The sequence below is a fragment of the Citrobacter freundii complex sp. CFNIH9 genome (genome assembly GCF_002903305.1).
In the GTDB taxonomy this organism is placed as follows: Bacteria; Pseudomonadota; Gammaproteobacteria; order Enterobacterales; family Enterobacteriaceae; genus Citrobacter; species Citrobacter portucalensis.
The window spans coordinates 2925182-2944827 of sequence record NZ_CP026238.1; the positions used below are offsets into that span (position 1 = coordinate 2925182).

20 protein-coding genes are annotated in these 19646 nt (G+C 51.8%); 8 read left to right on the forward strand and 12 right to left on the reverse strand.

The window, feature by feature from the left end; genetic code table 11:
* Positions 1 to 61 precede the first annotated feature (61 nt).
* A complete protein-coding gene (locus C2U43_RS14970) occupies positions 62 to 334 on the forward strand; it encodes an excisionase (RefSeq protein WP_032170291.1) in 273 nt (90 codons plus the stop codon).
* A complete protein-coding gene (locus C2U43_RS14975; protein ID WP_103285409.1) occupies positions 303 to 1388 on the forward strand; it encodes a tyrosine-type recombinase/integrase in 1086 nt (361 codons plus the stop codon). The genes C2U43_RS14970 and C2U43_RS14975 overlap by 32 nt, the downstream gene beginning before the upstream one ends.
* Positions 1389 to 1724: 336 nt before the next feature.
* Here the strand turns inward: C2U43_RS14975 and C2U43_RS14980 are convergent, their stop codons facing one another.
* The 3 genes from C2U43_RS14980 to yobA are packed head-to-tail and all read right to left on the reverse strand — an operon-like array spanning position 1725 to position 3334.
* Positions 1725 to 2063 carry a YebY family protein gene (locus C2U43_RS14980; protein ID WP_003833793.1) on the reverse strand — a complete coding sequence of 113 codons (339 nt, stop codon included), beginning with the start codon at positions 2061 to 2063 and terminating at the stop codon, positions 1725 to 1727.
* A gap of 20 nt (positions 2064 to 2083) precedes the next feature.
* Complete coding sequence (copD, locus tag C2U43_RS14985) at positions 2084 to 2956, reverse strand: copper homeostasis membrane protein CopD (protein WP_032943772.1); 873 nt, start codon at positions 2954 to 2956, stop codon at positions 2084 to 2086.
* A gap of 3 nt (positions 2957 to 2959) precedes the next feature.
* Positions 2960 to 3334, reverse strand: coding sequence for a CopC domain-containing protein YobA (yobA, locus tag C2U43_RS14990; RefSeq protein ID WP_103285410.1), 375 nt, complete (start codon positions 3332 to 3334; stop codon positions 2960 to 2962).
* A 143-nt stretch (positions 3335 to 3477) separates the two neighbouring features.
* On the opposite strand from yobA, the gene C2U43_RS14995 reads away from it, so the two are divergent.
* The 3 genes from C2U43_RS14995 (at position 3478) to exoX (ending at position 5157) form a co-directional block, all read left to right on the forward strand.
* Positions 3478 to 3708, forward strand: a complete 231-nt coding sequence (locus C2U43_RS14995) for a DNA polymerase III subunit theta (RefSeq protein WP_003034925.1) — start codon at positions 3478 to 3480, stop codon at positions 3706 to 3708.
* Positions 3709 to 3814: 106 nt separating this feature from the next.
* Positions 3815 to 4471 (forward strand): carbon-nitrogen hydrolase family protein, encoded by a 657-nt coding sequence (locus C2U43_RS15000; protein WP_008785043.1) that lies wholly within the window; start codon positions 3815 to 3817, stop codon positions 4469 to 4471.
* 23 nt (positions 4472 to 4494) lie between these two features.
* The gene (exoX, locus tag C2U43_RS15005; protein WP_003833802.1) at positions 4495 to 5157 is read left to right on the forward strand and encodes an exodeoxyribonuclease X; all 663 of its coding nucleotides are present in this window, start codon (positions 4495 to 4497) and stop codon (positions 5155 to 5157) included.
* On the opposite strand, the gene ptrB is transcribed toward exoX, so the two are convergent.
* The 4 genes from ptrB to yebG form a co-directional block, all read right to left on the reverse strand.
* Positions 5148 to 7202, reverse strand: a complete 2055-nt coding sequence (gene ptrB / locus C2U43_RS15010) for an oligopeptidase B (protein WP_172979250.1) — start codon at positions 7200 to 7202, stop codon at positions 5148 to 5150. The genes exoX and ptrB overlap by 10 nt on opposite strands.
* 86 nt (positions 7203 to 7288) lie before the next feature.
* Entirely contained in the window at positions 7289 to 7948 is a 660-nt protein-coding gene (locus tag C2U43_RS15015; protein ID WP_103285412.1) for a tellurite resistance TerB family protein, read from the reverse strand.
* A 94-nt stretch (positions 7949 to 8042) separates the two neighbouring features.
* Entirely contained in the window at positions 8043 to 8396 is a 354-nt protein-coding gene (gene yebF, locus C2U43_RS15020; protein WP_020996626.1) for a protein YebF, read from the reverse strand.
* 121 nt (positions 8397 to 8517) lie between these two features.
* A complete protein-coding gene (yebG, locus tag C2U43_RS15025) occupies positions 8518 to 8808 on the reverse strand; it encodes a DNA damage-inducible protein YebG (RefSeq protein ID WP_032943780.1) in 291 nt (96 codons plus the stop codon).
* A 132-nt stretch (positions 8809 to 8940) separates the two neighbouring features.
* Between yebG and purT the strand changes: the two genes are divergently transcribed.
* Positions 8941 to 10119: a formate-dependent phosphoribosylglycinamide formyltransferase gene (gene purT / locus C2U43_RS15030; protein ID WP_103285413.1), complete on the forward strand. Its 1179-nt coding sequence runs from the start codon at positions 8941 to 8943 to the stop codon at positions 10117 to 10119.
* 67 nt (positions 10120 to 10186) lie between these two features.
* On the opposite strand, the gene kdgA is transcribed toward purT, so the two are convergent.
* From kdgA to zwf, 3 genes are all read right to left on the reverse strand, one after another.
* Positions 10187 to 10828, reverse strand: a complete 642-nt coding sequence (gene kdgA / locus C2U43_RS15035) for a bifunctional 4-hydroxy-2-oxoglutarate aldolase/2-dehydro-3-deoxy-phosphogluconate aldolase (RefSeq protein ID WP_003034901.1) — start codon at positions 10826 to 10828, stop codon at positions 10187 to 10189.
* Between the two features lie 34 nt (positions 10829 to 10862).
* A complete protein-coding gene (edd, locus tag C2U43_RS15040) occupies positions 10863 to 12674 on the reverse strand; it encodes a phosphogluconate dehydratase (RefSeq protein WP_032943782.1) in 1812 nt (603 codons plus the stop codon).
* A gap of 233 nt (positions 12675 to 12907) precedes the next feature.
* Positions 12908 to 14383 (reverse strand): glucose-6-phosphate dehydrogenase, encoded by a 1476-nt coding sequence (gene zwf / locus C2U43_RS15045; RefSeq protein ID WP_003833817.1) that lies wholly within the window; start codon positions 14381 to 14383, stop codon positions 12908 to 12910.
* A 364-nt stretch (positions 14384 to 14747) separates the two neighbouring features.
* Between zwf and C2U43_RS15055 the strand changes: the two genes are divergently transcribed.
* The gene (locus tag C2U43_RS15055) at positions 14748 to 15617 is read left to right on the forward strand and encodes a MurR/RpiR family transcriptional regulator (RefSeq protein ID WP_008785051.1); all 870 of its coding nucleotides are present in this window, start codon (positions 14748 to 14750) and stop codon (positions 15615 to 15617) included.
* A 119-nt stretch (positions 15618 to 15736) separates the two neighbouring features.
* Complete coding sequence (gene pyk, locus C2U43_RS15060; RefSeq protein ID WP_003034890.1) at positions 15737 to 17179, forward strand: pyruvate kinase; 1443 nt, start codon at positions 15737 to 15739, stop codon at positions 17177 to 17179.
* Between the two features lie 46 nt (positions 17180 to 17225).
* Here pyk and lpxM read toward each other — a convergent pair whose 3' ends face one another.
* Together lpxM and mepM are read right to left on the reverse strand one after the other, a co-directional pair.
* Positions 17226 to 18197 carry a lauroyl-Kdo(2)-lipid IV(A) myristoyltransferase gene (gene lpxM, locus C2U43_RS15065; protein ID WP_103285414.1) on the reverse strand — a complete coding sequence of 324 codons (972 nt, stop codon included), beginning with the start codon at positions 18195 to 18197 and terminating at the stop codon, positions 17226 to 17228.
* A 119-nt stretch (positions 18198 to 18316) separates the two neighbouring features.
* Complete coding sequence (gene mepM, locus C2U43_RS15070) at positions 18317 to 19636, reverse strand: murein DD-endopeptidase MepM (protein ID WP_003833825.1); 1320 nt, start codon at positions 19634 to 19636, stop codon at positions 18317 to 18319.
* Positions 19637 to 19646 lie beyond the last annotated feature (10 nt).

Here is a 19646-nt window from a genome sequence, read left to right on the forward strand (position 1 = left end):
ACGATATTTCATTAACAGTTTTCCGGCAGCTCTATAATGAGTTGCCGGATCCGGAGGTAGTATGGCCAAGCTTCTTAATCTGCAGGAATGGGCGAATTCGACTTATTCAACCCCGCCGTCTCTTTCAACACTTCGCCGCTGGGCGCGGGAGGGGCGCATTTACCCTGCTCCGGAACTTCACGGAAAAGAATATAAGGTTCAGCCTGACGCCATCTATGTGGATCCGAGCAAAAAGAACCTTCGTCCCAAATCAAAACGCTTAGCGCTGCCAACTGGCGGCACTCTACTGGAGAGACTGACTCATGGCGAAAAGGCCAGTACGTTACGACGCTAACCTGCCCCGTAACCTGACCTATCGTAAAAGAGACAGGCTTTATAGCTGGCGAAACCCGATTACCGGTCAAGAATTATCTCTTGGCCGGATCGACAGAAAGGACGCCATTTCTCAGGCCATCGAGGCCAACAACTACATCGACCAAAATTACCTTCCGTCAGCGCTGCTTGACCGCATAAAGGAAACACCAACGTTTACGGTTAAAGCGTGGCTCGAGCGCTACGAAGTAATTCTTGAGCGAAGAGAATTGAAGCCCAACACGATGAAGGTCAGGCGCAATCAGATCGCCACTATCAGTGATGAATTCGGACGTATGCCGCTATCGTCGGTCAGCACGAAGGATGTATCTACTTTCCTGGAGAGTTACATACTCTGCGATAAGAAGAGTATGGCCTCAGGCCTGCGTTCGGTATTGTTGGATATTTTCAGGGAGGCGATCGTCGAGGGACATATTGAAAGGAACCCGGCAGAGCCGACAAGAACGCCGACGCCAAAAGTTAAGCGTGAGCGTCTTTTACTCGAGCAGTTTGAGATAATAAGGGATGCCGCAACCGCTCATTCTGGATGGGCTGCAAATGCATGTGACCTGGCGCTGGTCACCGGGCAGAGAAGAGAGGACGTATCGTTGTTCAGATTCAGCGATATCAGGGATGGAAGGTTGTTTGTGACGCAGGAAAAGACAGGTCACAAATTGGCGTTGCCACTTGATTTGCGACTGGACTCTGCTGATTTGGTGCTGCAGGATATTATCGACCGTTGTCGTAAAAACAACCCGTCAGACTTCATGCTTTATTCTGCGGTAAGGCGTGGCGGCAGGAAGCCAGGTCCGTTAACCCCGGACGGAATCACCCAAGCATTTTCTGATATCAGGGATTCCACAGAGTTAAAGTTTGGCCCCAACCCTCCCCCGTTCCATGAGATCAGGAGCTTGGCGAGCAGACTCTATGAAAGAGAGCGCGGAGAGGATTTCGCACAGAGACTGCTGGGGCATAAAAATTTAACAATGACCAAAAAATACCTGGACGCACGCGGTGCAGAATATGTTATGGTTTAGACAGGATATGGAAATTTCGAGTAATTTTCGTGGGATTTCGTGATAGCACCGAAAAAACCTTACGAAAACAAGCACATAAAAAGAGACCGAATACGATTCCTGTATTCGGTCCAGGGAAATGGCTCTTGGGAGAGAGCCGTGCGCTAAAAGTTGGCATTAATGCAGGCTAAGTTACCCTGCCATTTAAGAATAGATGACAGCGCCAGGTTTTCCAGTCCGCGACTAAAGTGGCCGGAAAAAAAGGACGTTTGTTACGCATCCAAACGCAAAAACCGCAAGTTCTCCTGCGAGATCCTTGCGGTTTTTTATTGGAAATCAGAGCGCTACATCTGACAATTAGCAGAGCTTTTCTGCACGCTCTACAAACGGTGCCAGGCTCATTTTTTCGCCCGGTTTCGCAGGATCATCGATCTGGATAATCTCGATCGGCTTTGCCGTGGTTTTTCCGCTCTCTACCTGCTGTCTGGCGACATCATTCAACGGGTATTGCACCAGCGTACTGGGATTGATGACATACAGCGCGTTACCTGGACGGCAGGTCAGCATCACCTCTTCCCGATTAAACGCCCACTTATCTTTGCCAACCTCAAAACGGCTGACGGTAATGACCTGCGGCGCAGCCAGCGCGGCTCCGGAGCTTGCCAGGAGTAATAAAGAGATAATGATTTTTTTCATGCGTTTCGCCAGTCCATCAATCAGAAAGGTTCAAGGGTTGCAAACAGGCTGACAATCGCCAGCACAACGGCTCCTATACCCCATTCCAGCTTGGTCATCCAAATAAAATAGAGAGTCATGCCGCGGTTATCCTGCCGCATGCGTGGTACCAGAACATACCGATTCACCAGCGCAATCGCCACCATTAACATGACCAGGGCACCTTTTAACAAAAGCAGTCGACCGTAAGCCATGTGCCAGGGAACAGAAAAACCGACAATAAACAGCGCATTCATAATACCGGTTAGTAAAACACCGATAACGAAAAGATGCCCATAGCGTGAGAAGCGCATCATGGTACTGATGGCCTGTTCCCGCCAGCGACCTTGCGCCATTCGCATACAGTAAAGTACCGGCAGCAAACCGCCGAACCAGGCGGCAGCGCATACCAAATGTAAGGCGTGGTTAACCTGCTGGATTGCGCCAGGGATACCGCTGTGCAGCGTCGCATGTCCGACGCCAGCCAGCAAAATAAACTGCGCAATTGTCAGCATTAACAGCAGTCGCGGCATACTGCGCGGCACCATGATGGTCACCACCAGCGTGACCAACGCGAGGATAATCTGCCATAACCAGACGCCGCCAAATTGCGTTTGCAACACGGCGAGCCAAACATCTGGAGAGACAACATCCCGCCAGCCTGAGCCCATTAACCCACCCTGAATCGCCAGCATCAGCGTCGCGCTGATAAAGCTCCACGTTGCAGCATGCCGTTGCAGACGTAAAAAACGACGCATCATTAAACGACGAACCGAAACGGGGGCCAGCCATGCGCCATAAAGCGCACAGCCAAACACCAGCATCAAAGCTGTAAAATGGATAAACCGTAGCGCAACCCAGGTAAATGCCAGCATTGGTTATTTCACGCTAAAGGTATATTGCCCCTTCGTCTTGTGACCATCCACGGAGACAACGTGCCAGTCGACCGTATATTTTCCTGCTTCAAGCGTTTGATCAAGCGGAACAATCAGCTGCGTTTTGTCCTGCTCACTGCGCGTTGCCTTGCCCGTTTTGATCTGTTCTTTGTTAGGACCGGTCAGCGTTGCGCCGCTGAATCCCGGCTCTACGCCTTCAGAAAAATTCAGCGTCAACGCCTGAGGAGATGCCGCAACTTCAGCGTTAGCCGCCGGACTTTGTTTTGTGAGGTGGGCATGCGCCAATGCCGCAGGTGTTGCCAGGACGCTGGCGAGTACGATGAGCGCGTTGCGAAGCATAGATGCAGATGAAGCCATTTCAACTATTCCTTTTTGTTATGTCTAACCTGTAGAGAATAACCTTCTACAATGGTCGAGTCGAGAATCATCATTTCTGTCTTGCCATTAACGCACACTCTTAGTAACTTTGCGCGCCGAAAGACAGAGAAAAGGAGAAGCCCATGAACATCAATCTGGCCAAACTTGAGCAAGCGGAAATGGACAAGGTCAATGTCGATCTGGCTGCGGCTGGAGTGGCATTTAAGGAGCGATACAATATGCCCGTTGTTGCAGAAGTTGTTGAACGCGAACAGCCAGAGCATTTACGCGACTGGTTCCGCGAAAGACTCATTGCGCACCGCCTGGCATCCGTTTCGCTTTCACGTTTACCATACGAGCCTAAAGTTAAATAAAACTTATATTACGTTACGATTCCTTACATGACGCCTGCTACAGTATAAGCATATTCTTAATCCACACATTAAGGATGGTTGTAGACACTATGAAAAGGAAATCATTATGTCATACTGGAAAATCGCAGCAGCACAATACGAACCTCTTCACACCTCAGTTACCGAACATGTCGCGCATCACCTGCAATTCATTCATGCGGCAGCTCAATGCCAATGTGAATTGCTGGTCTTCCCTTCCCTCTCATTGCTGGGTTGTGTTGATGAGAATGACGCGCTTCCTGCCCCACCCGATGAAGCGCTGTTAGAACCTCTCGCACATGCCGCCGCGACTTATCGCATGACGATAATTGCGGGACTACCGGTAGAACATAACAACCGGTTCGTGAAAGGCATTGCGCTTTTCTCTCCCTGGATGACTTCGCCATTAACCTTCCATCAGAGCCACGGGGCTTGTATTGCCAGACAGCGAAATGCCATCAGCGTTGTAGATAGCCAACCGGAAGGCATTGATATCGACCCGGCTTATTCGCTGTTCACCAGCTGCCAGTCAGTCAGTGAACCGGAACTGCTCTCCTCTACATCTCGTCTACAAAGTTTCTCACATAAATTCGCCATCGCGGTATTAATGGCCAATGCGCGGGGTAGCAGTGCGTTATGGGATGAACGAGGTCGATTGATTGTTCGCGCAGACAGCGGTTCGTTGCTGTTAACCGGCCAACGCACGCCACGGGGTTGGCAAGGTGATATCATTCCATTACGCTAGTCGTTTTGGGTCAGGAGCATGGCATGTTGCGCATAATAGATACAGAAACCTGTGGTCTACAGGGAGGCATTGTTGAAATTGCTTCTGTCGACGTGGTTGATGGAAAAATAGTCAACCCCATGAGCCACCTGGTACGCCCTGACCGCCCCATCAGCCCACAGGCGATGGCTATCCATCGCATTACTGAAGCAATGGTGGCCGATAAGCCATGGATTGAAGACGTCATCCCGCAGTATTACGGTAGCGAATGGTACGTTGCGCACAATGCCAGCTTTGACCGCCGCGTATTGCCCGACATGCCCGGGGAATGGATTTGCACCATGAAGCTCTCCCGTCGGTTGTGGCCGGGGATCAAATACAGCAACATGGCGCTGTATAAATCGCGCAAGCTGAGCGTCCAGACGCCAGCGGGTCTCCACCATCACCGCGCCCTGTACGATTGCTACATCACTGCGGCACTGCTGATCGACATCATGCAAACGTCAGGCTGGACAGCCGATCAAATGGTCGATATTACCGGCCGTCCCGCGTTACTCACTACTTTCACTTTTGGTAAGTACCGCGGAAAACCGGTATCAGAAGTGGCTGAACGCGATCCGGGCTATCTGCGCTGGTTATTTAATAACCTTGACAATATGAGCCCGGAACTGCGATTAACGCTAAAACACTATTTGGATCACGCCTGAGCAGGCAGTGTTCCCTGCGCCAGTCCAATCAAAAAAGCGTACTCAAGGGCCACGCCTTCGTAAGATTTAAAACGCCCGGATTTACCGCCGTGTCCGGAATCCATATCCGTGCAAAGTAGCAGCAAACGATCGTCCGTTTTCAGCTCACGCAGTTTTGCCACCCATTTTGCTGGCTCCCAGTATTGCACCTGGGAATCGTGTAATCCCGTCGTGACCAGCAGATGTGGGTATGCCTGCGCGGTTACATTGTCATACGGGCTGTAGCTTTTCATATAGGTGTAATACTCTTCGTCCTGCGGATTACCCCACTCTTCAAACTCACCGGTCGTCAGGGGAATTGATTCATCGAGCATTGTGGTTACCACATCGACAAACGGCACCTGAGCAATAACACCATGGAAGCGTTCCGGGCGTTCATTAATGGCGACGCCCATTAACATGCCTCCGGCGCTTCCGCCCATGCCATAACATAACTCAGGCGCGCCATAGCCCATTTTTAGCAACGCATCACAGACGTCGAGGTAATCATTAAAAGTATTTTTCTTGTGCAGAAACTTACCGTCCTCGTACCACTGTTGTCCTAATTCACCACCACCACGCACATGGGCAATAGCATAAACAAAGCCGCGATCCAGTAAGCTCAAACGGCTGCTGCTGAAATCGGCATCCATGCTGGCGCCATATGAGCCATAGCCATAAACCAGTAACGGATTTTTTCCTTTCAGGAAATACTTTTGATGATAAACCAGCGAAACCGGAACCTCGGTGCCATCACGCGCAGTTATCCATAGGTGTTCGCTACGGTAATTCGCCGCATCAAATCCGGGGACCTCCGTCTGCTTAAGCACACGACGTTCCCCGGTGTCCATATCCAGTTCAAACAACGTGTCCGGGGTGGTCATGGAGGAATAGCCATAGCGCAGACGCGATGTCTCCGGCTCTGGATTATAGGCAAGCCAGGTCACATAAGCCGGATCGTCAAAGGCGATCCCGACCACTTCGCGCGTTTTACGATTAATCTGTCGTAGGCTGGTTAAGCCCCGCTGACGCTCTTCTACCACCAGCCAGTCAGTGAATAGCGTAAAGCCCTCGAGCATCACGTTGTCGCGCGCAGGGATCAGCGTCTCCCAGGCTTGCTCATCACGAACGCGGGTACGATACAGGCCGAAATTTTTCCCCTGACGGTTGGAGCGCAGATAAAAATTGTGTTGATAGTGATCGAGACTGTATTCATGGTCTTTGCGTCGCGCTAAAAAGACCAACGGTTCGGCATCCGCCAGTTCTGCGTCAAGCAGTAAAACCTCACTGGTGGTCGCGCTGGCGATATGAATAACCACATAGTGTAGCGAGGTGGTTTTATGCAGGCTGACATAAAACATATCATCGGCTTCTTCATACACCAGCTCATCCAGTGACGATGGCGAGCCGACCATATGTCGCCACACCTGATACGGCAATAACGTTGTTTCGTGCTTGCGCACGTAATAGAAAGTCTGAGAATCATTCGCCCAGACCAGATCCGCTTCGACGTTTTCCAGCACTTCCGGATACCAGTTGCCGCTTTGCAGGTTGCGAAAACGCACGCCATATTGCCGGCGAGAGAGATAATCTTCCGCCAGCGCCATGATGGTGTTATCCGGAGATATCGCCAGTCCTCCCAGCGTATAAAACTCGCTGTGTGCCGCGCGCTGGTTCCCATCCAACAGAGTATCCCAATCATCCCACTCTTCACTGAGGGCAGACTGACGCTGATAAATAGCATATTCGCACCCCGGTTCATAAATATGCCGGTAGCGATAACCATTCTTCACATAGGGGGCGGAAGCATCCTGAGGCGGGATACGGTCGATAATCTCTTTCAGGACGCGATCCTGCAAAGCCTGCTGCGAGGCCATAACCTGGCGGCCATACGCATTTTCTTGTTGCAGATAATCCAGCACTTCTGGCTGCGAGCGGGTGTCATCTCGCAGCCAGTAATAATTATCAACACGAGTATCGCCATGCTGCGTCATGGCGTGGGGAATACGAGAAGCTTTTGGTAGCATGTCATTGTTCTTTTGCTTAAACATCCTATAAGGGTGGCAAAAGACAGCAATGATGCAAGCGAAACATGCACCTTAGCGGTAAGTAATTAACCCGGTAAAGCCTGTTTTTGTTCTTTGAGATCCTGTTCAATACCTTCACGAACATCCTGCGGGATCTTCAACGCATCGCCCAGCGCATTGAGATAGCTACGCTCCATAAAGTGGTCGATATCAATCGCCGCACAGCTCAGGAAGTAAATTTCTAGCGCTTCTTCTTCGTTGCGGATCCCTTGCGCCAGGCGCTGGGGATCTAACGGTTGTTCAATGGCTCTTTCAATCAGAACGCGGCCCTGCTCTTCCACGCCCGCTTCACGAAGCTGCTGCTCAATGGCCACTCGTTCTTTAGCATCAATATGACCGTCGCTTTTCGCCGCAAAAACCAGCGCCAGGATCAGACGCTCGGTTCGCTCATCCAGCGGTGAGCTTTGTACGCCGAACTGCGGCTCATCCTGATGCGCAGCGCGAACTTTATCTTTGTATTTGTTCCATAATACGGTACCGGCAACCGCGCCGCCGCCCACCAGAAGCGCGCTGGTGCCGTATTTACTCAGTAATTTACGTGAAGATTTGTTGGCAACCAGTAATCCTGCCAGACCGCCTAACGCGCCTGGAACCAGAAGTTTACTCAGCCCTTGCTCGCCAGAAGATGACGTGGAGGATCCTTTTTGCCCAAGAAGAGATTGTAGTTGATTCAGCCAATTAGCCATTTTGCCCCTCAAGTACAGACGAATAATCATCAAAGCGTACCCGAGGGGATGTCAGGAAGTGTTCAGGTCATCAAAAGATGTGCAAATACCTGCGTTACTGCGGCTGATACTCCGCCGTTCCGGCTTTGCAGTCGACTTTTACCTGATAGTGAATATCCGCGCTTTTACCGCGAACCGTCAGGGGAACTGACCATTTCCCGTCTTTGCCCGTAATATCGGGCGTGTTGACCCAGGCGACAGGGTCGGCTTGCCCGACGAGTTTTTGATCGTCAGCCCAGCGCGCGATGCGATTTTGCTGATAGTCACGTTTCACGCTTGCCGCAATACCGTCAGCATCCAGTCCTTCGCACTTGGGGAACTGAACATTCTTGCTTTCCATATTTGCCGCAAATACCGATACGCTGGCAGACAATAACAGCAGGCTCAATAACGCTCTTTTTTTATACATTCTTTTCTCCTTAATCTCCCCTTCGTCCTTCAGGTTGCCTGCGGCAACGTGAAATAACGTCAGGGATTGCACAATGATTCAGGGAAAAGCATGGTACAAAACGTCAGGAGCGCAAGTCGTTTCAGGCAGCCTGAGTATCATCCTCAGTATGTGCATCGTTTTCGACAGCCTGTGGCGAAGGCAGCTTGCCGTTTTTCAGAATGGCGCTCAGCACATCTTTTTGCTCAGCCAGCCACAGGGAAAGCGCTTCACGCTGCTCGTCTTCGAGCGCTACCGGCGATTGCTCCAGCCATGTGTCGAGCAGATCTGCTGTATCCAGCATTTTGTCATACGCATCGGCTTCCTTTTTGCTGGTAAACGACATTTTTTCCTCACCTTCCCGAATGACTACGTATTTAACTTCAACCGCCATTTTTGCAGCCTCTTAAATTACCTGTATTTATGTACAGTATATTCTTTTTAAGCCCTGAAATCAACCTGGTAATAAAGACAGACGCAAACGTTTTCGTATATACTGCGCCCAGATAAAACAGGGGATTAATTTATGACGTTATTAGGCACAGCGCTGCGTCCCGCAGCAACGCGAGTGATGTTATTAGGTTCAGGTGAACTGGGTAAAGAAGTGGCGATTGAATGCCAACGCCTGGGTGTGGAAGTCATTGCCCTGGATCGTTACCCCGACGCGCCAGCCATGCACGTTGCCCATCGCTCCTATGTAATCAACATGCTGGATGGAGAGGCATTACGCCAGCTTGTCGAGCGTGAAAAACCACATTACATCGTGCCGGAAATAGAGGCGATTGCCACGGATATGCTGATCAAACTGGAACAGGAAGGTCAACACGTTGTGCCTTGCGCACGAGCGACCCAACTGACCATGAACCGGGAAGGAATCCGTCGCCTCGCCGCCGAAGAATTGTCTTTACCCACATCATCTTTCCGTTTTGCAGACACCGAAACACGCTTTCGTGAGGCCGTTGCCGAAATCGGCTATCCCTGCATTGTGAAGCCGGTCATGAGTTCTTCCGGCAAGGGGCAGAGCTTTATCCGTTCAGCCGATCAGCTCACCGAGGCGTGGAACTATGCTCAACAGGGAGGCCGGGCAGGTGCCGGGCGCGTTATCGTCGAAGGCGTAGTGAATTTTGATTTTGAAATCACCCTGCTAACCGTCAGCGCCGTTGATGGTGTGCATTTCTGCGCGCCGGTAGGTCATCGCCAGGAAGATGGCGATTATCGCGAGTCCTGGCAGCCGCAGCAGATGAGTGACCTGGCGCTTGCGCGCGCGCAGGAGATTGCCCGCAAGGTGGTACTGGCGCTGGGCGGTCACGGACTGTTTGGCGTGGAGCTGTTTGTCTGCGGTGATGAGGTGATTTTCAGCGAAGTCTCCCCTCGCCCTCACGACACGGGTATGGTGACCTTAATTTCGCAGGATCTGTCTGAGTTTGCCCTGCACGTACGTGCATTTCTCGGTCTGCCCGTTGGCGAAATCCGCCAGTATGGACCTTCTGCTTCCGCCGTTATTCTGCCGCAACTTACCAGCCAGAATATCACGTTTGATAACGTGCAAGCCGCTGTAGGTGCGGGTATGCAAGTGCGTTTCTTTGGCAAGCCGGAAATCGACGGGAGCCGTCGTCTGGGCGTTGTGCTGGCCACAGCGCAGAGCATTGAAGATGCGGTGATACGCGCAAAAGACGCAGCCGCACAGGTGAAAGTCGCAGGATAAAAACCAGACCCGTAGGCCGGATAAAGCATTGATGCCATATCCGACCTACGGTTTACGCATTAACGGCTTACTGCTTCGCGCCTTCTACTGCTTCACGAGCCAGCTTGGTAATACGATCGTAATCACCCGCTTCCAGCGCATCCGCCGGAACCAACCAGGAACCACCGATGCACAGCACGCTTTTCAGTGCCAGGTAGTCACGGTAGTTCGCCGGAGAGATACCGCCGGTTGGGCAGAAACGCACCTGAGAGAACGGACCCGCAATTGCCTGCAGCGCTTTGGTACCACCATTTGCTTCAGCAGGGAAGAATTTGAACTCTTTCAAACCGTAGTCCATACCCAGCATCAGTTCAGACACGGTGCTGATACCAGGGATCAGCGGAATAGTGCCTTCCGTTGCGGCTTTCAGCAGCGGCTCGGTCAGGCCCGGGCTGATAGCAAACTGCGCACCGGCTTCGGTTACTTCAGCCAGCTGTTGCGGATTCAGTACAGTACCTGCACCAACGATAGCGTCCGGAACTTCTTTTGCGATCGCGCGAATGGCATCCATCGCACATGCGGTACGTAAGGTCACTTCCAGAACGCGCACGCCGCCTGCAACCAGCGCTTTTGCCATCGGCACTGCGTGTTCCAGTTTATTAACCACGATAACCGGTACAACCGGGCCAGTGGTCAGGATTGCTTCTGCACTTGTCTTCCAGTTTTTCATCAGAGTTTTCTCTCGCCTGATTACAAAATAAGTCTTAAAAAGTGATACAGGTTGCGCCCTGTTCCGCACCGGACAGCTTTTCACGCAACGCGCTGAACATTTCACGGCCTGTGCCCACGCGCGATGCGCTGAGGTCAGGAATGTGAGGCTGACGAGAAGCAAGTTCCTCTTCATCAACCAGCAGCGTCAATTCACCTGTCTGTCCATTCACACGAATGATGTCGCCATCGCGTACTTTTGCCAGTAGCCCGCCATCGTAGGCTTCTGGGGTTACATGGATTGCTGAAGGCACTTTACCTGAAGCACCTGAAAGTCGTCCATCGGTAACTAACGCAATTTTGAAACAACGGTCCAATAATACACCAAGTGGCGGCATGAGTTTATGTAATTCTGGCATTCCGTTTGCTTTTGGTCCCTGATGGCGCACAACGACTACGCAATCACGGTCGAGCAGTCCCGCATCGAAGGCCGGCAATACATCATGCTGACTTTCAAAAACAACCGCGGGCGCTTCAATTACCTGATTTTCTACCGGAACCGCCGACGTTTTCATCACAGCACGTCCGAGGTTACCGCTCAGCACTTTGGTACCGCCGTGGTGGGAGAATGGCTTATCGATGGTAGCAATCACATTGCTGTCCAGAGACTTCGCTGCCCCTTCGCGCCAGTCCAGCTCACCATCGTTGAGCCAGGGTTCCATGGTGTAACGCGACAAACCAAACCCGGCAACGGTGTTCACATCTTCATGCAGCAGACCCGCGTTCAGCAGTTCGCGCATTAACACCGGCACGCCACCCGCTGCCTGGAAGTGGTTAATATCTGCCGGACCATTCGGATACAGACGCGCCATCAACGGCACGATATCGGACAGATCGGAGAAGTCGTCCCAGTTAATCAGAATCCCGGCTGCGCGCGCCATCGCAACCAGGTGCATTGTATGGTTGGTTGACCCCCCGGTCGCCAGCAGCGCGACAATACCGTTCACCACTACTTTTTCATCGATCATTTTACCGATCGGCATCCATTCATTGCCGTTGCCGGTCAGACGCGTTACCTGACGAGCAGCCGCGGCGGTCAACGCCTCGCGCAGCGGGGCATCCGGGTGTACGAATGAGGACCCAGGCAGTTGCATCCCCATAAACTCCACCACCATCTGGTTGGTGTTTGCCGTGCCATAGAACGTACAGGTCCCCGGTGCGTGATAAGACGCCGCTTCGGATTCAAGAAGCGCCATGCGATCGACTTTACCTTCAGCATACAGCTGACGGATACGCACTTTTTCTTTGTTCGCCAGACCACTCGCCATCGGGCCGGAGGGAATAAAGATCGAAGGCAGATGACCAAATGACAGTGCCGCCATCACCAACCCCGGGACAATTTTGTCGCACACGCCAAGGAATAACGCGCCGTCGAACATATTGTGTGAGAGGCCGACAGCAGCCGACATCGCAATCACTTCGCGACTCAGCAACGAAAGCTCCATCCCATCCTGTCCCTGGGTCACACCGTCGCACATCGCAGGAACACCGCCAGCGACCTGGCCTACCGCATTGGCTTCATGCAGCGCTTTACGAATGATGTCGGGATAATGTTCGTACGGCTGATGCGCGGAAAGCATGTCGTTATAGGAAGTAATGATCGCGATATTGTTACGCAGCATGCTTTTCAGCGAGGCCTTGTCATCCGGCTGGCAGGCAGCAAAACCATGCGCCAGGTTACCGCACGCCAGTTGTGAACGATGAACGGTAGTCGATTTCGCTTGTTCAATACGGGCAAGGTAGGCGGAACGCGTGTCGCGAGAACGTTCGACAATACGTTTTGTTACGCGTAACAAATTCGGATTCATAGAGGCTCCTAAAATTTATCTGTCAGAGCGTTGGATCAACAATGTGTTTCAGTTGGGTTAAAAACAGCTGAATCGCTTGTTAGCCGTAGCTCAGGGGCAAAATCGTTGCAGGCAGTGTAATAAAAAAAGCCCCGCGGGTGAATCCACGCGGAGCTTAAAAGTGCAAAAATTATTCTACAATCTGTGTTAGATCATGTTACCGGTAAAATAACACCTATGGGCTAGATGATATTTTACTCGAATTCGTTCCAGGAACGACCATCACGGGTAATCATGGCCACAGAGGCAACCGGTCCCCAGGTCCCGGCCTGATACGGCTTCGGTGCATCGTTGTCCATTGCCCAGGCTTCGGTAATAGAATCGACCCACTTCCATGCTTCTTCAACTTCATCTCGACGCACAAACAGCGCCTGAATGCCGCGCATCGTTTCAAGCAGCAGGCGCTCATAAGCGTCGGCCAGATGCGTTTGGTTGAAGGTTTCGGAGTAGCTCAGATCAAGTTTGGTAATTTGCAGGTTATGCTTGTGATCCAGCCCCGGCACTTTGTTCAGTACCTGGATATCGACACCTTCATCAGGCTGCAAACGGATAGTCAGCTTGTTCTGCGGCAGGTCCTGCCAGGATTCTCTGAACAGGTTCAGCTCAGGCGTTTTGAAGTAAACCACCACTTCAGAGCACTTGGTCGGTAAACGTTTACCGGTACGCAGATAGAACGGTACGCCCGCCCAGCGCCAGTTATCGATATCCACACGGATCGCCACAAACGTTTCCGTGTTGCTGCTCTTGTTCGCGCCTTCTTCTTCCAGGTATCCCGGAACTTTTTTGCCCTGGGCAAAACCGGCGGTGTACTGACCACGAACTGTCTTTTCACGTACGTTCGAACGATCGATACGACGCAGTGATTTCAGTACTTTCACTTTTTCATCACGGATGCTGTCGGCGCTCAGATCGGACGGCGGAGACATCGCGATCATGCACAGGATCTGCAGCAGGTGGTTCTGGATCATGTCGCGCATTTGACCGGCCTGGTCAAAGTAGCCCCAGCGCCCTTCAATGCCCACTTCTTCCGCCACGGTAATTTCTACGTGGTCGATAGTGCGGTTATCCCAGTTATTCACAAACAGGGAATTGGCAAAACGCAGTGCCAACAGGTTCAGTACCGTCTCTTTGCCGAGATAGTGGTCGATGCGGTAAACCTGGCACTCTTCGAAATACTCGCCAACCTGATCGTTGATTTCACGGGATGTTGCCAGTGATGTACCCAGCGGTTTTTCCATCACCACGCGGGCAGGCTTAGCATTCAGCTTTGCTTCACCCAGACCTTTGCAGATCGCGCCAAAGGTGCTCGGCGGCATTGCGAAATAGTTGATGGTGGTACGCGATTTTTGATCCAGCATTTTGCCCAGACGCTTAAACGCGGCGGTGTCGTTGACGTCCAGGTTACAAAACTCAAGACGACCGCTGAGGGTTTCCCACAAACTTTCATCAATTTTTTCTTTCATGAAGGTTTCGAGCGCTTCGCGCACAACCTTGGTATAGGCTGCTTTGTCCCAGTCGGCACGCCCAACCCCAATGATGCGGGTATCCGGGTTAATCTGGCCGGCCTTTTCCAGTTGATACAGGGAAGGCAGCAATTTCCGTCGCGCCAGGTCGCCCTTCGCGCCGAAAATGACCAGATCACATGCCTGGGCTGTTTGCGTTACCGCCATGTCATTCTCCTCAATTAAGTGCCTGGTGCTTTTGCCAGACACTGGTTGTAATTTTATTACAGTGCACTGTACTGCTTTTACGTGAATCCGGAAACCGTAAACGCTTATCCAGCCGTGCTGTTACCGCGAACAGCCGCTTTATTGGCGTATAACCCATCAAAATGGATAAAAAAGTCGTCTTTTTCGTACCCATGAAGAAGTATGAAAATCCGACTCCGATCATGTAATGAAAAAAAACAACAACTATTTTGTCCATTTTGCCCCGTTGCTGCACTAGCAGGGGTACTATCTACCAGAGTTACCACTCGATTTCCCCTTATCGTTGAAATCGTTTTTGCCCATGACCCATGAGCCTACCTACATCATGAATATGCTGGAAAAAATCCAGTTAAAACTGGAACATTTGAGCAAGTCAGAGCGTAAAGTCGCCGACATTATTCTTGCCTCTCCCGAGCAGGCAATTCACTCAAGCATCGCTGCGCTTGCTGTAGAAGCCAACGTCAGCGAACCGACGGTGAACCGTTTCTGTCGTAGCATGGATACGCGTGGCTTCCCTGATTTTAAACTGCATCTGGCACAAAGTCTGGCAAATGGTACCCCTTATGTTAATCGCAATGTGGATGAGGATGACAGCGTAGAATCTTATACGGGGAAAATCTTCGAATCGGCGATGGCAAGCCTTGACCACGTTCGTCAGTCGCTGGATAACGCGGCGGTAAACCGGGCGGTAGATTTGTTAACCCAGGCAAAGAAAATCGCCTTCTTTGGTTTAGGTTCTTCCGCCGCGGTAGCGCACGACGCGATGAACAAATTTTTCCGCTTTAACGTACCGGTAATCTATTCCGACGACATTGTCCTGCAACGTATGAGTTGTATGAATTGTAGCGACGACGACGTCATTGTGCTTATTTCTCATACTGGAAGAACCAAAAGTCTGGTTGAACTGGCGCAGTTAGCAAGGGAAAACGACGCTATGGTTATCGCCCTCACCTCTCCCGGCACGCCACTGGCGCGTGAAGCCACGCTGGCTATTACCCTCGATGTACCGGAAGATACTGACATTTATATGCCCATGGTCTCTCGACTTGCTCAACTGACCGTGATAGATGTGCTGGCTACAGGATTTACTTTGCGCCGAGGGGCAAAATTTAGAGATAACTTGAAGCGTGTCAAGGAAGCGCTCAAGGAATCGCGTTTTGATAAAGAATTACTCATCAAGAGTGATGACCGCTAAAAGCAATAACAATGTTCTACCCTTTTATCATCCGGGTCGTTCATTTTACCGTTAATATTTGAGAACGGCCGGATTAATGTTCACGCAACACCTAGTTGTTTCAGTCAACGGAGTATTACATGTCCAGAAGGCTTCGCAGAACCAAAATCGTTACCACGTTAGGCCCGGCAACTGACCGCGATAACAACCTTGAGAAGATTATCGCCGCGGGTGCGAACGTTGTACGTATGAACTTTTCCCACGGCTCTCCAGAAGATCACAAACTGCGGGCGGATAAGGTCCGTGAAATTGCCGCAAAACTGGGACGTCATGTAGCTATTTTGGGTGACCTGCAGGGACCTAAAATCCGCGTATCTACCTTTAAAGAAGGTAAAGTTTTTCTTAATGTTGGCGACAAGTTCCTGTTAGACGCCAACCTCGGTAAAGGCGAAGGCGACAAAGAAAAAGTCGGCATTGATTATAAGGGACTGCCTGCAGACGTCGTGCCTGGCGACATCCTGCTGCTCGACGACGGTCGCGTACAGCTTAAAGTGCTGGAAGTTCAGGGCATGAAAGTCTTCACCGAAGTCACTGTCGGTGGCCCGCTGTCCAATAACAAGGGCATCAACAAACTGGGCGGCGGTCTCTCTGCTGAAGCCCTGACCGAAAAAGACAAAGCCGACATCATTACCGCTGCGCAAATCAGCGTTGACTATTTGGCTGTCTCCTTCCCGCGCTGCGGCGAAGATCTAAACTATGCCCGCCGTCTGGCGCGCGACGCCGGTTGCGATGCGAAAATTGTCGCCAAGGTAGAACGTGCAGAAGCCGTCTGCGACCAGAATGCGATGGATGACATCATCCTGGCTTCTGACGTAGTGATGGTAGCCCGTGGCGACCTGGGTGTTGAAATCGGTGACCCTGAGCTGGTAGGTATTCAGAAAGCGTTGATTCGCCGTGCGCGTCAGCTGAACCGTGCGGTCATCACCGCCACACAGATGATGGAGTCGATGATCACCAACCCAATGCCGACTCGTGCGGAAGTGATGGACGTGGCTAACGCCGTCCTCGACGGCACCGATGCCGTAATGCTCTCTGCCGAAACAGCAGCAGGTCAGTACCCGGCGGAAACCGTCGCGGCAATGGCGCGCGTTTGCCTGGGTGCAGAGAAGATCCCAAGCATCAACGTCTCTAAACACCGCCTTGACGTGCAGTTTGATAACGTTGAAGAAGCGATTGCGATGTCAGCGATGTACGCTGCTAACCACCTGAAAGGGGTCACCGCTATCATCGCTATGACGGAGTCTGGTCGTACTGCGCTGATGACTTCTCGTATCAGTTCCGGTCTGCCAATTTTCGCGATGTCTCGTCATGAACGTACGTTGAATCTGACCTCTCTGTATCGCGGTGTCACCCCGGTTCACTTTGACAGCGAAACAGATGGCGTCGTTGCCGCCAATGAAGCAGTGAACCTGCTGCGCGATAAAGGCTATCTGGTTTCCGGCGATCTGGTGATCGTGACACAGGGCGATGTGATGAGCACCATTGGCTCAACTAACACCACGCGTATCCTGACCGTCGAGTAACACCAGAGTTTGATGTAAAAAAGCCTCTCGTTTGAGAGGCTTTTTTTTATTTCTTCGGATAGAGATCTTTGCGCTTATAGGGCTCAATCTCGCCGGGTTTACGCGTCTTAAGCAGTTTCAGTATCCAGGTGTATTGTTCGACATGAGGCGTGACAAAAATCTCCACCTCTTCGTTCATTCGTCTGGCAATGGTGTGGTCATCCGCTGTGAGGATGTCATCCATCGGAGGACGGACCTTAATCGTCAGGCGGTGAGTTTTACCGTCATACACCGGAAACAGCGGCACTACACGCGCGTGGCAGACCTTCATCAAGCGACCAATTGCCGGTAACGTTGCTTTATAGGTAGCAAAAAAATCGACAAACTCGCTGTGCTCTGGCCCATGGTCCTGATCCGGCAGGTAGTATCCCCAATATCCCTGACGTACAGACTGAATAAACGGTTTGATGCCATCATTACGCGCATGTAATCGACCTCCGAAACGACGGCGTACCGTGTTCCAGACGTAATCAAATACCGGGTTTCCCTGATTGTGGAACATTGCTGCCATTTTCTGTCCCTGGGAAGCCATCAGCATCGCCGGGATATCTACGCCCCAGCCATGAGGAACGAGAAAAATCACTTTTTCATCGTTGCGGCGCATCTCTTCGATGATTTCAAGGCCCTGCCAGTCAACCCGATTCTGAATTTTCTCCGGCCCGCGCAGGGCGAGTTCCGCCATCATGACCATCGCCTGAGGGGCGGTCGCGAACATCTCATCGACAATGGCTTCGCGCTCAGCTTCGCTGCGTTCAGGAAAACAAAGGGATAAATTGATCAGCGCTCTGCGACGTGAGCTTTTTCCCAAGCGTCCAACCATCCGTCCGAGCTTTGCCAGAATAGGATCGCGAAATGACGCTGGCGTTAACGCAATCCCAGCTATCGCCGCTACACCCAGCCAGGTGCCCCAGTAGCGCGGATGGCGAAATGATTTATCAAACTCAGGGATATACTCAATATTCTTTTTTTTCGTTTCCATGCTCTTCCAGTGTCTGGTGCCGCGAAAAGTAAATCTGCTGATAGTGTAGCGGCGCACCGTGCGCCGTACAAAATAAAAAAGCCGGCACGCATCGCGTACCGGCTTTATCAGTGTGCTAATTAATCAAAACGTAGCTGAGGCATAACTTCTTTCACCTGCGCCAGATAATCGGTGCGATCCGAGCCGGTCAGACCTTCTGTACGCGGCAGTTTCGCCGTCAGAGGGTTCACGGCCTGCTGGTTGATCCACACTTCGTAGTGCAGATGCGGACCTGTTGAACGCCCGGTGTTACCTGACAGCGCGATACGATCGCCACGTTTCACTTTTTGACCTGGTTTCACCAACAGCTTACGCAGGTGCATATAACGGGTGGTGTAGGTGCGACCATGACGAACCGCAACATAGTATCCGGCAGCGCCGCTACGCTTCGCTACAACCACTTCACCATCGCCTACCGACAGTACCGGCGTCCCCTGCGGCATCGCAAAGTCGACACCTTTGTGCGGCGCTACGCGTCCAGTCACCGGATTCAGGCGACGCGGGTTAAAGTTCGAGGAGATGCGGAACTGTTTCGCCGTCGGGAAACGCATGAAGCCTTTCGCCAGCCCGGTACCGTTACGGTCATAGAACTTACCGTCTTCAGCACGGATGGCGTAATAGTCTTTGCCTTCAGAACGTAAACGCACGCCCAGCAGCTGGCTTTGCTCGCGCTTACCGTCCAGCATTTCGCGAGACATCAGCACTGAGAACTCATCGCCTTTTTTCAGTTTGCGGAAATCCATCTGCCACTGCATGGCCTTAATCACCGCGCTGATTTCAGAGCTGGTCAGTCCGGCCTCTTTGGCGCTGGCGACGAAGCTTCCGCCCACCGTGCCTTTGATACGGCTGTTAACCCAATCGCCCTGCTGCATTTCGCTGCTCATTTTGAAACCTGTCGCAGTGCGATCGTAAGTGCGGGTTTCACGGCGGGACACTTCCCAGGTCAGACGCTGCAGGTCACCTTCCGCGCTTAAGGTCCAGGATAACTGCTGACCAATTTTCAGATTGCGCAGTTCTTTATCGGAAGCAGCGAGCTGACTGATGTCGCCCATATCGATGCCGTACTGATTCAGAATACTGCTCAGTGTATCGCCTGTGGAGACGACATACTCATGCACGCCGGCTTCACCAGACGTTTTGTCATCCAGTTCATCCTGCGGAATGGCTTCGTCTTCCTGCGCGGCCTGATCGATAGGTTCACTGGCCTCAGGCAACAGTGAACGAATTTCGCTTTTTTCCAGCTCGATAGTTTTAACGATGGGTGCTGAATCGGGATGGTAAACATAAGGCCGCCAGACGGCGACGGCCAATGTCAGTACGGTAAGCGACCCCAGCATAACGCGATGGGGTCGCGGCAGATTATTAAATGCCAGAGCGACAGAGCGGGCTATCTGTTGCACGTATTCACTT

Coding starts and splice junctions, on each gene's coding strand:
- yebG (WP_032943780.1), bottom strand. CDS start 8,808: ATGGCGGTTGAAGTTAAATACGTAGTCATTCGGGAAGGTGAGGAAAAA.
- C2U43_RS14980 (WP_003833793.1), bottom strand. CDS start 2,063: ATGAAAAAAATCATTATCTCTTTATTACTCCTGGCAAGCTCCGGAGCC.
- C2U43_RS14970 (WP_032170291.1), top strand. CDS start 62: ATGGCCAAGCTTCTTAATCTGCAGGAATGGGCGAATTCGACTTATTCA.
- zwf (WP_003833817.1), bottom strand. CDS start 14,383: ATGGCGGTAACGCAAACAGCCCAGGCATGTGATCTGGTCATTTTCGGC.
- lpxM (WP_103285414.1), bottom strand. CDS start 18,197: ATGGAAACGAAAAAAAAGAATATTGAGTATATCCCTGAGTTTGATAAA.
- copD (WP_032943772.1), bottom strand. CDS start 2,956: ATGCTGGCATTTACCTGGGTTGCGCTACGGTTTATCCATTTTACAGCT.
- yebF (WP_020996626.1), bottom strand. CDS start 8,396: ATGTATAAAAAAAGAGCGTTATTGAGCCTGCTGTTATTGTCTGCCAGC.
- edd (WP_032943782.1), bottom strand. CDS start 12,674: ATGAATCCGAATTTGTTACGCGTAACAAAACGTATTGTCGAACGTTCT.
- pyk (WP_003034890.1), top strand. CDS start 15,737: ATGTCCAGAAGGCTTCGCAGAACCAAAATCGTTACCACGTTAGGCCCG.
- purT (WP_103285413.1), top strand. CDS start 8,941: ATGACGTTATTAGGCACAGCGCTGCGTCCCGCAGCAACGCGAGTGATG.
- C2U43_RS15015 (WP_103285412.1), bottom strand. CDS start 7,948: ATGGCTAATTGGCTGAATCAACTACAATCTCTTCTTGGGCAAAAAGGA.
- exoX (WP_003833802.1), top strand. CDS start 4,495: ATGTTGCGCATAATAGATACAGAAACCTGTGGTCTACAGGGAGGCATT.
- C2U43_RS15055 (WP_008785051.1), top strand. CDS start 14,748: ATGAATATGCTGGAAAAAATCCAGTTAAAACTGGAACATTTGAGCAAG.
- kdgA (WP_003034901.1), bottom strand. CDS start 10,828: ATGAAAAACTGGAAGACAAGTGCAGAAGCAATCCTGACCACTGGCCCG.
- C2U43_RS15000 (WP_008785043.1), top strand. CDS start 3,815: ATGTCATACTGGAAAATCGCAGCAGCACAATACGAACCTCTTCACACC.
- C2U43_RS14995 (WP_003034925.1), top strand. CDS start 3,478: ATGAACATCAATCTGGCCAAACTTGAGCAAGCGGAAATGGACAAGGTC.
- C2U43_RS14975 (WP_103285409.1), top strand. CDS start 303: ATGGCGAAAAGGCCAGTACGTTACGACGCTAACCTGCCCCGTAACCTG.
- yobA (WP_103285410.1), bottom strand. CDS start 3,334: ATGGCTTCATCTGCATCTATGCTTCGCAACGCGCTCATCGTACTCGCC.
- ptrB (WP_172979250.1), bottom strand. CDS start 7,202: ATGCTACCAAAAGCTTCTCGTATTCCCCACGCCATGACGCAGCATGGC.